This is a genomic window from Sphingobacterium sp. SYP-B4668 (assembly GCF_027627455.1).
Classification (GTDB): Bacteria; Bacteroidota; Bacteroidia; order Sphingobacteriales; family Sphingobacteriaceae; genus Sphingobacterium.
Map to the genome: position 1 here is coordinate 3,846,523 of NZ_CP115483.1, position 15,775 is coordinate 3,862,297.

Sequence of the window (15,775 nt, forward strand, 5' to 3'; positions counted from 1 at the left end):
ACCGCTTGGCATCAGGAATTACACCAAGCCGAATTGTAAAATAAGGAAAGTCATTCCTTTAATAATACAGACCTTAATCAGAAGTCTCTGGCGATTTCGGTAAATCGCTCTTTAAAAAATTCGCCTACTTTCATTTCATCTGTGTTGTTAAGCTGAAAAGACGCTTTAATTTCCTCCGGTCCGATTTTTGATTCTGAATCAAACCATAGCACATAAGTTTTTCCTTTTCTTAATTTTTCGTTGGATTTTTGGATAATCCATGAAGAGCGATCTGCTTCGGTAGATTTGCTAAAAGCCATTCGTCTGAAATATGCAACATCAACATCATCTACCCTCTTATCTAAGTCCACAATATAAAAACTGGATTTACTTCCTTTCACAGACTGAAAGTACCAATACAGGTACCCGTCTTCTTCCGGTTTGAAAAGGAAACCGGAATAGAACTTATCCCTTACCTGTAGGGGATTCTTGAACAACGTATATTTTCTAAAATCCCTATTCGGTGTATTGGGTATTGTGACAGCAACAAAATAATCGGTAGCATCTATATTTTTGACCTTTTCGTAAAACGCTTTTTTGCTTTCCACCGCCTCTTTCTCCTTCTCAGCCCTCTCTTCCCTTACCCGCTTCAGCTGTTGATCCAAAGTTGAAAAGAGCCTGACCAATCTATCCGCAATTTCCTTATCAGCATCCTTCAAGGAAAATAAATCACTTGAAACTTTCTTCCCTTCGTCCTCATTAATGATGGTAGCTTCCTTCCCCTTTGCCGTAAACACATAATAGCCATCTTTTAACGTGTGGTAAAATGTGGGATCTATCTTAAAGACTATCTGATGATCTCCTATTAACGGATGTGTCATCGACAACGTAATATTACCCTCAAGGTCCACGGAAAAATCCTCATAATACCCTTCCTCAGAACCACCATATTCTAACAGTAAATTTTGGATTTCACCAGCTGTTTTTTCCGCATCCTTAGCTTTACTTTGCGCCACCATTATGGATGGAAGCAAGAGACATGTAAACGTCAAAACGATTGCTTTCAAGATATTCATAGTCATATACTTTTATGTAAAAAAATTGAAGTTATTAATCTTGTGATGGTCTAATGTATACACCGAATTGGTACTTCGGACTCATCCCTTTTGAAAAAGTCAATGATGAAAGTATACCTAAGTTCTTTGCCAAAGGCAATATGACTGTGGCTTCACCAGTCAGCATTCCTGAGCGTTCAGCACCAAATATTTCTTCTTATCAAAAATATTATACCCCACTTCAAAACTCACACTGAGCATTCCTTCATTTTTGAATCCGCCAAACTCGCCCTCTAGTGTAATGGCATTTCGGAATTGATTCAATGCTACAGTCGAAGAGTCTATGCCTACATTTTGGAATGCATTTAATCGGTAAGAGGGGATGTATTCCAACCGAAAAATGGAAGTTCTTGCATTTCCAACATGTCCCAAAAAAGAGAAACCGATATTCAGCCCCTGCCCTGACTGGCTAATACGCGCAATATCCCGATCGACCTCAGTCTTCTCTTTCGAACTGATGAAATTTCCAAAATTACCCACCACTCCCAGGTTCCAGGTCAATCCCTTCCACTGCTTTCCTCCGTGCCATTCCATGGCGTTAATCATGAACTTGGTGTTCGCTATAATGTTTGCTGCACTTGCTCCATCTATATTGTAGGCAAGAGACGCACCTCTCCAATAACTACTACCTGTAGCTTGATCGCGTGCAAACTTACTAGTAGCGTTGCCGGAAACGCTACTGTCATTGATGAAGTTCGAATAGGAAGCCCTATTAACCCTTGTCTGAGAAAAAGACAGTGTACCGTAAGCGATTAGAAAAAAGAGAATTAAAATTGCTTTCATAATAAATAGATCAAATGAGCACCTAATTTTCTGCCTCCATTACACTACTTTTCGGTATCAAAGAGGTCATATAAATGTACGACGAGCTCTCTGTCTGTGAAATACCTAAAATGGGGTATTTTTACATATCCACAATTGGCAATACTAACTATCACTTCGGAAGGTTACAGACCTTATCGGTACACCTGATACTCCGTTTTTTAACGATTACAATGAGACCAATTTCCTGAAAAATTCTTACCGCGTCACTGCTGACGAGTATTTGACCCTTCGAGAACTCTTCAAATTTAACGGAATACCACGCTACATCCTTGTCGATGATCAAGGTCGAATCCGCAATGACAACTTTCAATCCTACAACTTAGATTCTGAGTTAAAACGATATTTTCCGGAGAAGTTTAAAAACGTCATGTAGTATGATAGGCGTATTGCGATGTGAGTAATGGTATATGACAGCTGAGTAGCCCCATGGGCTACTATTGGGTCAAATAGGGATTGTCCGGTATTTGGACCAGATGATATCCCTCCCGTTTGAGGGCACGGATAGTTTTCCCTTCTGGCATCGTTTTGAAGATTATCGACACCAACGTTTGGGCGGGGATAATTTTCAATCGCACTAGGATGTCTCGAATTACCTTTTTGATTTTGATAAATGTGAACAGACTCCTCTTGTTGGATCCTGAAATCATTTCCGCTCCTTTAAACCAAAAATGGGGATTGATTTTTTTAAATGCAACCATCTTCAATCCTAAGCCAGCAGCAATTTTTTCGAACTCCCGCTCAGATACCTTGTATACAAAGTTTCCCACTGGCTCAAAGGAGAACCGGTTTTTCCATATTTTACCAAATGCACGTGGGCAAGCAGCCAATAGATTACTTATAAAAAGCAACAAAGGCAACTTACTGACCGGGTCCTGAGGTTCCATAATTACCACTCCTACTCGAGCAACCCTCAACATCTCATAGACTGCAGCATAGGGTCTTGGAAAGTGATGATAAGACTCCTTACACAGCACATAGTCAAAACTATCATCCGTGAACGTCATCTTTTCAGCATTCTCGGCTGCGCAGGCAGTGATTATTCCTTCTTTCAACGCTACATTCAAAAAATCGACATTCAGGTCCGTCGCCAATACATCATTATCCGAATTCAAAATATATTGGGCGTCAAACCCATAGGCATCACCCACTGTCAGCCACTTTTTATTACGCTGTATCAATAATGGATCCAAGCAAGAGAAAAATATACGTTGCAACCAGTTGGACAAGTTATCCTGATCCATTAATCGGCTTCTTTTATATACCTCCATCTTTGACTCTTCCGAGGGAAATCGTTTATTATACCATTCGTTGTGTCTATCGTAACTATTTTTATAGGACATATTACCACTTTATGATATTTACGTGCGCAACCATACAAACGTTTGGTAAAAATCGATTTTATAAAAAGAGAATAAATAATTTTAGTTTTACCCAACGTTCTTCCTATATGTTGCGTAACTATTATATACATGGAAATAAAAAATTGGCTACCAAATCAAATGAATGGATCTTTTTTTTAATCGGGATAGCAAATTAATTAAGGGCTGCAAAGCCAATAAGCGTCAGGCTCAGGAAGTTTTATACAAGCTTTATTATGAAGATATGTTGCGGTTATGCCTTCGTTATCTTAAATCAGATGAGCTAGCTCATGAAGCGCTCAACATGGGATTCTTGAAGATATTCCAAAACATCAATACATTTGACCAAAAAAAAGGCGAATTCGGTGCTTGGATACGTACCATTATCGTCCGATCATGTATCGACCTAGGTCGGAAAGAAGCCCGCTTCAACCATTCCGCTATCCAAGATGAGACAGAAGAGGTATACATTGAGCCAACAATCCTAGACAAGTTATTTGCAGAAGACCTTCTCCAACTCATTAGACTTTTACCTGTTGCCACCCAGATTGTATTTAGTCTCTCTGTCATAGATGGTTATTCCCATCAAGAAATTGCCCAACAGTTGGATATAAGCGAGGGGACCTCACGCTGGCATCTCTCTGAAGCAAAAAAACAGTTGCGTACCTTATTGAAAGACGCTACAATTGATAACCCTCTGAAAACAAAAAAAATATGAAGAATTCAGTATGGTATCATAAACTTTGGCGAGATAAGCTAAACAACATTCCGGTCAAGGAGTCCACTGATTCAGCTTGGACAGAGATGAAGGACATTTTAGATCAACACCTACCGACCATTATACCTACTAATAGCAATCATCCTAACGACGGCGGTAGCGCTGGTGGTAGCTCGGCTGCATCCTTGGGAACAAAGATATGGAAGGTGATTGCATATCTTTTGCCCGCAGCTGCGACTATTTCAGCTATAACCTTTATGGATCCGCCTTTTCAAAAGGAAGATCTACGTGTACAGAAAAAGCAAAAGGAACTTCGTTTAGATTCCACAGACCAAGAGAATAGTGAACAAAATCCGTTTAAGACCCCCGACCCCAGCAGGGATAGAGACACTTTACGGATAGCAATATCGAATAGTGAGGCATATACACGGGCCAAAGCGTCATCAGAGCTTCCACTAATAACGTCGCGCTATTTCCATGACACATTGCCTCCTGTTCCAGAAGTCAGTAAAGAACATAGGTCATTGCTAGATACCTTTGTAGCATTTAAGGAGCATCGGCAAGTCTTCAATCAGCAAGAATCTGAAAACGTTTTTGAAGCCTATCCGTCAGAAAGCAAGGTCATCACGTCATCAGGTTCTCTCTTACATATCCTCCTACCTCCAGCACCTTTAGCTTCTGTTGGCAAGCATAAGATTGAAAACGATAGACAGAACAAAGACAAAACAAGAACTAAAAACCAGAAGATCATCCCGTTACAACCTGACCACACACTATATCGGCGATGGAGCGGCATCAACATACATTCCTATAGCTATGGGATGGAGACTGGCACCAACCTAGGTCCACAGGAGAAGACTCTTTATGCCGGTATTTTTGGTCATCTGGGCTTGAGCGACAAATGGTTTATTAGCCTGGGTCTCAATGCCAACAGCAAGCAACCAATAGCAGGAAAATTTCGTCATCCTAGCTTTTTTAGACCCGACTCTTTACGCTATTCTTTCACGGTAAACGATAGTCGAAAACTTATTCTGCTAGATCTTCCACTAAAAGCCGAGTATAAGCTTACAAAGCTCGTTTCTTTAAATACCGGACTAACTTTTAATGTCCCCATAAAGCAATCTTCAGCTCAAACCGGACTAGGGCCTATCTACGATATCCGGGACACGCTCAACCATAGTACCGAAATTATTTCAGCATTAATCAATACCCGAGCAAACCACGTTAATATTGGTTTTTCCAGTGGTGTTACCCTACATCTCAACAAATTCGACATCAAGGCAAATTATCATTGGTCCAATCCCTATCGAGTTGGAAATTCATTGGGTTCTTACAAATTTGAGAATAGATATTTTAGGATTGGTGCGGGCTATCGGTTTAGGTAAGTTTACAATCAAATCAGCTACCATAGTCTCACAAGACACGTTCTATCTATAGTGGACAGCTGATTATACAAGTATTGGCGACTATATGAAATTGCTTGCACACCTATGAAATTATTTCCTCCTTTACTACTTCAATAAATTATTCTCAAAATAAAATTGCCATCAAAAGAATCTAAAACATATTACCTGAAGCCCATTTTTTTCAGTCTACCCACCAACAAAGATTTTTTTATTATCTTGGCTCACCAATTAAATTGTGTCGCACACTCAATTATGGTATTATAAATCAATTGACCAATGCTTTGGGATGACTATTCCGATGAGGAACTTTGCGCGTTAATCAAACAAAATAAGGAAAAGGCCTTACAGGCCATCATGCTTCGGTATTGGGAGCCTTTATACAAAATGGCGTTATACACCCTTCATGATACGTTTCTATGCGAGGACATCGTGCAGCAAGTTTTTATCCAGATATGGTCCAAAAGAGACGTCCTCAACTTTCGGTATTCATTAAAATCGTATCTATTTGCTTGTACCCGATACGAAGTCTATCGACAGATAAAGGCCAAGCATACCCCTCTCCATTCCTGTGATGACGACGAATATCGTTATATCGAATATTACAACCCCCACCAAGCCCTTGAGTACAATGAGCTACTTGAGAATGTGGAGACATTGGTTGACCAATTGCCCGATAGGTGTCGTGAGGTATACAAGCTCAGTCGTGACCACCAATTTAGTCACAAACAAATTGCAGCTCACCTCAATGTATCCACCAAGACCGTTGAGAATCAGATTACGATAGCACTGAAAAAAATCAAGGTTGGTCTAAGTAAATTGCTCTTTTTGTTACTTTTTTAATTTTTTTTCATTTCAGCTTGGGGGCAACCCGTGCATTTATACTCTTCCTTGGTATAACAGCACATTGCACACGTGAATAACCAAGATATAATAACCAAGATAAAGCGGATACTATCCGGTAGGTCCACTAAAGAGGAAGAGGATCAAGTAAATGATCATTTCTACCAATCTTTCCAGTCCCAGGAATGGGATGAGATGGATATGGGGTCTAAAAAAGACCTCGAGAGTAGGATTATTTCACAAGTTACCGAACATATTTCTCCTCGATATAAAACAAATTACTCCGTATTCAACCGCCACAATATATTCCGTTACGCAGCTGCAATACTTATTCTGCTGGGTATCGGATTTCTATTCTATCCACGCTCAATCGAAAATTCTCCAATCACAGCTACTGTAACCCCATCGCAACTCATTCCCGGAAGAGACATTGCATCCCTAGAGCTCAGCGACGGCACAGTAATACCACTGACCGATCTCGCTCCCGATAAACAATACCAGAACGCAGGAGTTACCATCCGTAAGAATTCGGATGGCAATCTCACCTATATTTATGACCAACAATCTGATACCGATGGTTCTACAGACAAATGGAATACCCTAAGAACTCCCAAAGGAGGTAAATATCAGATCGAGCTTGCTGATGGTACCAAAGTATGGCTCAATGCGGGTAGCTCCTTAACCTTTCCAGAGCGATTTGCTACCCATAATCGCTTGGTCAAAGCCTCCGGAGAGGTTTACTTTGAAGTCAGCCATGACAAGACTCGGCCATTCATTGTCAATAGCAACGATATGGAAATCCTTGTACTAGGTACTTCATTCAACCTCTCTAACTATGACGACAACCCACAAGGCGTATCTGTGGCACTACTTGAAGGCGCAGTCAAGTACAAGACCGCTACCAGTCAATCTACACTCCGACCAGGACAGAAAGTGAATTTAAAGGCTGGAAAAGTAGAAAAAACACTCTTTGACATCGAATCAGAGATTGCATGGAAAAATGATTATTTCATTTTCAAGGACCAGAATATCAAACAAATTATGAATGCATTAAGTCGTTGGTACAACGCAGAGATCGAATATGAGGGGAATGCTTGGGAGGACAAGAATTTTACAATCAGAGTATCTCGACGTCAGGAGATAGCAGATATACTCGAGATGCTAGAATTAACACATTCTATTAAATTTAAAATCATAGGAAGGAGGATTATCGTCAGCACATAACTTTACCCATCACCCATTTTTTAAATAAAAAAAGCCGGGATGCTGAAGACATCCCGACCGAAATCCAGTTTTAAAAAATGTATAAAAAATTATAAAACCTTTAGTCTTATCAAACTTATGAAAAAACCGTTGAAAAGAGAACGAGATAGGTTCTTTTTAAAAACCTTCGTCGCCATCAAATTCATGGCTTTAATCTGTTGCTTTACTATAGTACAAGCCACAACCACCGCATATGGCCAACTCATCAACCTCAATTTAAAGAATGTGAGTATCGAGCAGGCACTCCTAAAAATCAGTCAACAATCCAAGCACGACTTGGTGTATGATTCAAAGGTATTTCGTAATACTGCATTGATTCACTTTACGTTAAAAGAGGCCAACCTCGAACATGCGCTTAACCAGCTTTTTGAAAACAGAGGTTTTGAGTACGAGATTCGTAAGAACACTATCATTGTGAGACCGTCCTCAAAGGCTGAGCTCCAAAATACGAAGAGTGTAGTGACATCTCAACAGAGACAGGTGACGGGCAAGGTAAGCGACAGCAATGGATCTGCCCTAGTTGGCGTCACTGTCACCATAAAAGGAACATCCATAGCCACCACGACCGATGAGAGTGGCAACTACAAGATCGCCGTGACCGAAAATGCTCAATTTCTTACATTTTCCACAGTCGGATATGAACCTACTGAAATCAGCATTATCAATCGAACCATCGCCAACGTCACGCTTAACCAACAGATCGATAATCTAGAAGAAGTTGTCGTCGTGGGGTATGGCACCCAGCGCAAAAAAGACCTTACCGGCGCTGTAGCCAATATATCGTCGGACAAGCTCAACACCCAGAGCAATGTCAATATAGGACAAGCCATCCAGGGTAAGATTGCAGGAGTTGATATTGTCTCCCAAGGCGGTGCTCCCGGTGCGGGTAGCCGTATCATGATAAGAGGTATAGGCACACTCAACAATGTCAGCCCCCTATATATTGTGGACGGTATCTACATGAACAATATGGACAACATCAACCCCAACGATGTCGAGAGTATTGACGTATTGAAAGATGCCTCATCAGCAGCAATTTATGGTTCGCGCGCTGCTAATGGCGTCATCATCATCACCACCAAATCAGGATCCAATACGGAGGGCGAACCTATTATAGATGCCGCTATCAATGCTGGATTACAGACGCCTTCCCGATATCTTGATATGATGAATGCACAAGAGTGGGCCAAGGTATCCACGCTAGCCCGTCAAGCCATTGGGGCGGGGCCATTAGCCATGGCTGCTGATTTAGACACCAAGGAAGATAACGATTGGCAACGTACCATGATGGGCACGGCACTCATGCAGAATTATAATCTCACCATCAAAGGTGGCAGCAAATATTTCACTTATTATACTGGATTGGGCTATATGGATCAAGATGGTACAATACAGGGTACCAAATACAAGCGTTACAATGCCCAGATTAAAACAGAGTTTAAAAAAAACTGGCTAAAGATTGGTAACAACACTATTTTTTCCAGTCAAAAGAACAATCCACTATACTCTTTCGCTCGCGGAGGATATCTCGGAATCATCTTACAGTCTATCCCCACTCTATCCCAGTATGACCCTACTAACGACAAAGGCGGCTATGGAAAAGTATACGGTGATGCTACTGACATTCCCAATCCACTCGGTATACTGGATCAAAACCTAACCCGCCGTACCTGGGATGAAAATAAAATTTACCTTAATTTTTACGCTGAAGCTAGGCTACCACTAGGTTTAAAATATCGATTCAATGTCACGCCAGATTTCAGCTATACCCGCAATACTGACTATCAGAACGAATTCGATTTTGGACTACGCAACAATAGCATCTCTTCGATTCTCGAAAGTCGCAACACGAGTAACAATTTACTCCTCGAAAATCTATTAAGTTATGATCAGAAATTCGGCAAGCATACTATCAATGGATTGATTGGATACGCCTATCAAAATTTCAAAAGCCGCTATATTATGGCTTCTGGCCGTGGTCTACCTCCCGGTATCTATGAGGTTGGAGCTGCATCTCAGGATCGCCTTAATGATGGCTATTCCAATGAAAGCGCACTTACCTCCATTATATCTCGCGCCTTTTATTCTTACGACCAGCGCTATCTTTTGACCGCTACCTATCGTAGAGATGGCTCATCTAAATTTAGAAAAGGTAATCGATACGGCCATTTCCCTTCGTTTTCGGTGGGATGGAATATGAAAGAGGAAGCATTCATGCAAAGCATCAGCATGCTTAATCAGCTGAAGCTAAGAGGGGGCTATGGTGTACTCGGCAATCAAGAAATCAGCAATTACATGTATACCAGCGTAGTTACATCAAACATCAATTACCCAGATGGGAATGGTGGAGTGTACAATGGCGCCTTCCCAAAAGACTTTGCCAATCCGAACATCCGCTGGGAAGAAACGGCAATGACCAACATCGGAGTCGATGTCGCCAGCTTCAACAATCGCTTGACCTTGACCGCCGATTGGTACCTTAAGAATACCAAAGATATTTTACTCACCGTCCCTATTCCCATCTCTACCGGCGGAGCCAACGATCCAGTGGTAAATGCAGGTAGGATACGCAATAAAGGATTCGAATTCACTGCCAATTGGAGTGATCGACCTTCCAATGACTTTGGCTATGGCATCACGTTGACTGGTAACTTTGTGACCAATCGGGTCGTAGCACTGGGTGAGGCCGATCAAATCATCAATGGCGGTGCCAATCGCACCAACGTGACCACCACCAGAACCCTAGCAAACTATCCCATCGGTGGCTTTTGGCTCATTCCTACACAAGGCCTATTCCAAACTATAGACGAAGTCAATGCTTACAATCAGAATGGCAGTCTCATACAGCCCAATGCCAAACCGGGTGATGTCAAGTTTAGCGATACCAATGGCGATGGTAAAATCACAGATGATGATCGCGTCTATATGGGCAGCCCCCTACCGACAACCTCACTCGGCCTGAATTTCAATGCCAACTATAAGCAATTCGATTTATTGGTAGGTATGCAAGGTGTCATGGGCAACAAGATATACAACGCTACCCGCCTAGAGCTTGAGGGAGTAAATAAGGGAACCAACTACCTCAGGAGCGCATTGGACTACTGGACCGAAGACAATCGCAATGCATCCGCGCCCCGTTTGGTATGGGACGACCCCAATCAGAATAATCGTCCACAGTCCGACCGTTACCTCGAGGATGGATCCTTCTTCCGTGTGCGCAATATCCAACTTGGATACACCTTTCCGGCCCATATCTTAAAAAACAAATTACAACGTTTAAAAATATACACCAGTATCGAGAATCCATTTACCATCACGGGATATTCGGGCTACACCCCCGACATAGATGGAGGTGGTGATTTGACCTCAAGGGGATTCGACAGTTTTGTTTACCCGACCAACAGAATAGTGATGTTTGGTGTCAATCTTTCATTTTAACAGCATAAACCATGAGACTATATACAATATTAACTTCATCTCTGATTGCACTGCTATTCATGAGCTGTGAGAATAAACTAGATTTGACCAACCCCAATAGTGTGACAAGTGAAACTTTCTGGAAAACCGAAACTGATTTTAAACTTGCTATTGCATCATGCTATACCCCATTAAAGAATTGGAACGGGGGTTACTATGGTACCCGAGGGCTGATGACGCGCATCTCCCGAGCCGATGACATCGAGTTCAGGAATGACATCAATGAAATATATGCCATGCATCGTTTCACCAATGACTCCTACAATGCTGTAGCACAAAACATCTTTTATCAATTTTACAATGCCATCTATAGGGCCAATTCCATTCTCACCGAATTGGACAATGCTAACTTATCTGATGATTTCAAGAATATGGTACGTGGAGAGGCCTTGTTCATCCGAGGTATGTATTTCTTTCAACTCGCTAAAGAATTTGGTGATGTGCCTTTGCGCCTTAGCCCGTCTCAGGATCCCACTACGTTTCCACTAGCCAAATCTTCCCAAGCAGATGTTTACGCCCAAGCGGCAAAAGACTTTATAGCTGCAGCTGATATCCTCCCCCTGACTAACGACAAAGGGAAGCCCACCAAGGGTACCTCCTACGCCTATCTAGGCAAATTATATGTCTATACCGAACAATGGCAAGAGGCCAAGAAAGTGCTTGAACCACTCACCAAAGCTCCTTATACCTATAGACTTGTCGATGATTACGCATGGAATTTTGATGAACTGCACGAACACAATAGTGAGAGTATTTTTGAAATATTGTATGAACCTGTGGGCGGAACCAATCAATGGGACAATGGCGAGACGGCCAATTCAGCCCAATCGACCACCATCGCTGTTGAGTATGCAGCCGGTAGCGTAGGGGGATGGTTTGAAGCCCAACCTACCAAAAAGATGATGAATATCTTTTGGAAAGAAAAGGCAGCCAATGGCGACTTCGATTACCGAGCCAAGACTTCCGTTGCATGGGATTACCCTGGCTGTATGTACTATCAAAGACCTATACAACAGGTGCTCAATGCAACCGAAATCAAGCAGTATTGGATCTTGAAGTCGCAAAATTCTGCCACGCGCACCGAAGAGGTCGAGTCCCTTCCTTCTTACATTAATGAGCGCGCTATGCGTTTTGCAGACGTACTCTTACTGCTGGCAGAGTGTGAATTGGAGAGCGGTACAGCTTCCGATGCCATTCCCTATATCGATCAGATCAGAACACGAGGAGGTAACCTGCTACCTTACGCCGGCCCCAATACCGCAATAGCGATCAAAAATGAGCTCATGCATCAGCGCGCTATCGAGTTTTTCAAAGAAGGAGAGCGCTTTTATGACCTACGTCGTTGGGGATTATTGGAGACTGAACTTAAGAATCAGGACCCTATACGATTTGCCAATTTTAATAAAAGACACTACTACCTACCTATTCCGGCCAAAGAGATCCAGACAAATCCATTAATTACCCAAAATAATGATTGGAAATAATATGACGCCCTTCAATAGTAACAAAAATCATATCCATTTAGCCTTCCTAAGCTTGCTGCTAACACTTTGCGTGCACACCAGCACACTGGCTCAATTAGCCTCTCTTGAAGTGTACCAAGAGCTACCAGATCCCCATTCTAGGAATCTAGCTACTTGGAGTAATGTCACTTCTGGTGCCCATAGTGGTTTTGTATCTACCAACCAGCATTTTGATCGATCCTCTGCCCCAAGTCAGCATGATGTACAGTCACAGTGGTCCAAGACTGCTTGGCGAGGAGAACGTGTACACACCCAAGGGATTATCTATACCACTCGTCGACTGAACGATATACAACTAATAGTCAGCGACCTACAAAAAGACCAACACGCTCATATTTCCAAAGAGCATGTTAAAGCCAACTTTGTACGGTATGTCATGGCGGATGATCCCAAAGGACTCAAACAAGGCTGCGCAATCAGCGTTAAGTTGGATACGGCATTACATGCAGATATGATCGACCCTATTTCTAGCCTCTCCATGGAAGACTCTACCAGTCGCCCCCTCTGGCTAAGTGTAGATGTACCCCGTCATACCCCTCCAGGTATTTATTCAGGCACATTGACTATCAAAGCCGAGAACTACTCCCGTCAGCATCCCTTTACCATTACGGTACTGGCCCACACCCTACCCGAGGTTCAAGATTGGACGTTTCAACTTGATCTTTGGCAAAATCCCTATAGCGATGCTCGTGTATACGGTGTACCTTTATGGTCCAATGAACATTTCCAAGCGATGAGGGCCAGCTACCAGATGCTGCGTGATGCTGGTCAGAAGGTCATTACGACCACTTTAATTCACGATCCATGGAGCTCGCAGACCTATGACGTATACGGAGGAATGATCAAATGGATTAAACAAAAAGACGGTTCGTGGACTTATGACTACCGCATATTCGACAAGTGGGTGCAGTTCATGATGGATATTGGCATAGATCAACAAATCAGCGCCTACAGCATGATCCCCTGGACGCTCAAATTCCAATACTACGATGAAGTCTCTGGCCAGGATCAAATGTTCGAAGCCAAACCCGATAGCCAGGCATACGCCACATATTGGGGTAGTATGTTGCGTGACTTCGCTCGTCATCTCAAGTCCAAGGGATGGTTTGACATCACCACCATTGCAATGGATGAACGCCCTGAGAAAGATATGCAAGCTGCGATTAAGGTCATCAGGGACGCCGATTCGGCATTTCGAATTTCAATGGCCGGTAATTATCACGAAGAGTTACAGGCCGATTTGGTAGATTATAGTGTTGCCTCTACGCAGACCATCTCCTCTGAAGTCTTGCAGTCCAGAAAAGAGAAAGGCTACATTACCAAGTTTTATACTTCCTGTACCGAAATCTTTCCCAACACCTATACGTCATCCGATTATGCCGAACTCAACTGGATGGCTTGGCACGCCCTTCATAAGCATTATGATGGATACCTTCGATGGGATTACAACAATTGGAACCGAGATCCATTCAAAGATTCACGCTTTGGTCCTTTTCCAGCCGGGGATACCTATTTCGTTTATCCTGGAGCACGCAGTTCGATACGCTTCGAGCGCTTGCGTGAAGGCATCCAGGATTTTGAAAAAGTGACCTTTCTGCGACGCCAATTCAAAGCCAATGGCCATCTAGAAGACCTTAAAAAGCTAGAAGATGTTATCCAAGCTTTCACCATACAGTCTTTAAACGGCAAGAATGCTCATATTGCACTAGAAAAAGCGCAAGCCATTCTCAATAGCTTGTAGCGATACAAAAACATCAAACACTGGTAGCCGCCCTCAACAGGCGGCTATTTTCTTTCCGCCTCTCTGTACAGATCAAGTGTATAGAGTAGCATGTCGCATATTCCATAATACTCCAGTTGGAAGACAAACGCTCCTCGACGTGCATCATAATCTTGATGGTCCAAAAGTTTTCCCTTAGTTTTGGAGCTAAAGACCACACAATGAAAGAGATTATGGCACTTTCGGATAAGATAGTAACCCTCAAAAGGAATGAATTCTTGAAAACCAGCGGAAGTGTAGATACAAATGTATATTATATCGAAAGCGGCAGTTTGCGCATATCCATATTCAATGATGACAGCGAGCAAACCATACGGTTGGGATACAAGGGCAATCTCATTGTTGCCTTGGATTCATTTATCACAGGAGCACCTTCCCACCTCGCTATTCAAGCCCTAAAGAAAAGCAGTATTCGAGTCATCTCCAAATATCAGATTAATGCTTTTTTACAGACCGAATCCAATAGAATCCTATGGTCAACACTATTAGAAAGCCTCATTGTCCAACAGTTCGAGCGCGAAATCGATCTATTGACAGAGTCTCCGCTACAACGCTATAAAAGGGTACTACAAAGAAGTCCGCAATTGTTTCAAGAGATACCCAACAAACACATTGCCAACTATCTACGTATGAGCCCGGAGACCCTATCTAGGTTAAAAAAATCTTGATTTCAATCAAGGATTATCATCCCGCTCTTTTGTTTTTTTGTATAAACAAAAGATGATATGCAAACGGAAATGTTAACCCACACACTCACTGGACAGACACACGATATTCTCTCCCAGGTTCAAAAAATCAAATTATTGCATAACGACCTACTGACGTGGCGGGCGAATAAAGATTCTTGGAATATTCTGGAATGTTTAGAACATCTCAATCGATATGGGAACTATTATCTGCCCGCCATAGAGCAGAAAATACTCTCCTCCTCTAGCCAACATGATCCCATTTTCAAAAGTGGTTTACTAGGAGGCTATTTTGCAAAAAGTATGCTACCTAAGAAAAAACTCAATAAGATGAAAACCTTTTCTGATAAAAATCCCTTACATGCGCCCCTAGAGGTGACGGTGATTGACAGGTTCATGGCCCAACAAATCCAATTATTGGACCTATTAGACAAATCGAAGCACGTCAGTTGGAACAAAGTAAAAATAGAAACCTCTATTTCGAGGTTCATCAAGTTGAAGTTAGGCGATACCTTTCAGTTTTACATAAACCACATGCTAAGACATATGCAACAGATTGAAAATATACAGGTCAAATACCTATCTTAAATACGTCATTCATTATTTTCGCTCCTTTTCTTCACCTTACGATTCCCGTGATTTGACAGGGGGTACTTTGAGGTTTGCAAATCGTCCCTGAGTACTGCTGTCCAAGACAGCTATAGGCGATATTAAGTCTTCGAGCAACATAATCCGAGATATGACAGCTCTACAATCCCAAAAGTATTCTAAAACCTGCCCGGAGAATAGCAATACGCAATGTCAA

12 protein-coding genes are annotated in these 15,775 nt (G+C 42.2%); 9 read left to right on the forward strand and 3 right to left on the reverse strand.

Going from position 1 to position 15,775, the window contains the following annotated elements; all coding sequences use genetic code 11:
* Positions 1-77: 77 nt before the first annotated feature.
* The 3 genes from OQ289_RS15775 to OQ289_RS15785 form a co-directional block, all read right to left on the reverse strand.
* Positions 78-1,055 (reverse strand): hypothetical protein, encoded by a 978-nt coding sequence (locus OQ289_RS15775; RefSeq protein ID WP_270087806.1) that lies wholly within the window; start codon positions 1,053-1,055, stop codon positions 78-80.
* Positions 1,056-1,214: 159 nt separating this feature from the next.
* Positions 1,215-1,877, reverse strand: a complete 663-nt coding sequence (locus tag OQ289_RS15780; protein ID WP_270087807.1) for a hypothetical protein — start codon at positions 1,875-1,877, stop codon at positions 1,215-1,217.
* 476 nt (positions 1,878-2,353) lie between these two features.
* Positions 2,354-3,259 (reverse strand): class I SAM-dependent methyltransferase, encoded by a 906-nt coding sequence (locus tag OQ289_RS15785; protein WP_270087808.1) that lies wholly within the window; start codon positions 3,257-3,259, stop codon positions 2,354-2,356.
* Between the two features lie 163 nt (positions 3,260-3,422).
* On the opposite strand from OQ289_RS15785, the gene OQ289_RS15790 reads away from it, so the two are divergent.
* The 9 genes from OQ289_RS15790 to OQ289_RS15830 all read left to right on the forward strand — a co-directional run bounded on the left by OQ289_RS15790 (position 3,423) and on the right by OQ289_RS15830 (position 15,558).
* Positions 3,423-3,995: an RNA polymerase sigma factor gene (locus OQ289_RS15790; protein ID WP_270087809.1), complete on the forward strand. Its 573-nt coding sequence runs from the start codon at positions 3,423-3,425 to the stop codon at positions 3,993-3,995.
* Positions 3,992-5,380, forward strand: coding sequence for a hypothetical protein (locus tag OQ289_RS15795; RefSeq protein WP_270087810.1), 1,389 nt, complete (start codon positions 3,992-3,994; stop codon positions 5,378-5,380). Before OQ289_RS15790 ends, OQ289_RS15795 begins: the two co-directional genes overlap by 4 nt.
* 297 nt (positions 5,381-5,677) lie before the next feature.
* Positions 5,678-6,241 (forward strand): RNA polymerase sigma factor, encoded by a 564-nt coding sequence (locus tag OQ289_RS15800; RefSeq protein WP_270087811.1) that lies wholly within the window; start codon positions 5,678-5,680, stop codon positions 6,239-6,241.
* A 72-nt stretch (positions 6,242-6,313) separates the two neighbouring features.
* Positions 6,314-7,465 carry a FecR family protein gene (locus OQ289_RS15805; RefSeq protein ID WP_270087812.1) on the forward strand — a complete coding sequence of 384 codons (1,152 nt, stop codon included), beginning with the start codon at positions 6,314-6,316 and terminating at the stop codon, positions 7,463-7,465.
* A 117-nt stretch (positions 7,466-7,582) separates the two neighbouring features.
* The gene (locus tag OQ289_RS15810) at positions 7,583-10,942 is read left to right on the forward strand and encodes a TonB-dependent receptor (RefSeq protein WP_270087813.1); all 3,360 of its coding nucleotides are present in this window, start codon (positions 7,583-7,585) and stop codon (positions 10,940-10,942) included.
* Positions 10,943-10,953: 11 nt separating this feature from the next.
* A complete protein-coding gene (locus tag OQ289_RS15815) occupies positions 10,954-12,465 on the forward strand; it encodes a RagB/SusD family nutrient uptake outer membrane protein (RefSeq protein ID WP_270087814.1) in 1,512 nt (503 codons plus the stop codon).
* Positions 12,452-14,245 carry a DUF4091 domain-containing protein gene (locus OQ289_RS15820; protein WP_270087815.1) on the forward strand — a complete coding sequence of 598 codons (1,794 nt, stop codon included), beginning with the start codon at positions 12,452-12,454 and terminating at the stop codon, positions 14,243-14,245. Before OQ289_RS15815 ends, OQ289_RS15820 begins: the two co-directional genes overlap by 14 nt.
* Positions 14,246-14,445: 200 nt before the next feature.
* Entirely contained in the window at positions 14,446-14,952 is a 507-nt protein-coding gene (locus OQ289_RS15825) for a Crp/Fnr family transcriptional regulator (RefSeq protein ID WP_270087816.1), read from the forward strand.
* 57 nt (positions 14,953-15,009) lie between these two features.
* The gene (locus tag OQ289_RS15830) at positions 15,010-15,558 is read left to right on the forward strand and encodes a DinB family protein (protein WP_270087817.1); all 549 of its coding nucleotides are present in this window, start codon (positions 15,010-15,012) and stop codon (positions 15,556-15,558) included.
* Positions 15,559-15,775 lie beyond the last annotated feature (217 nt).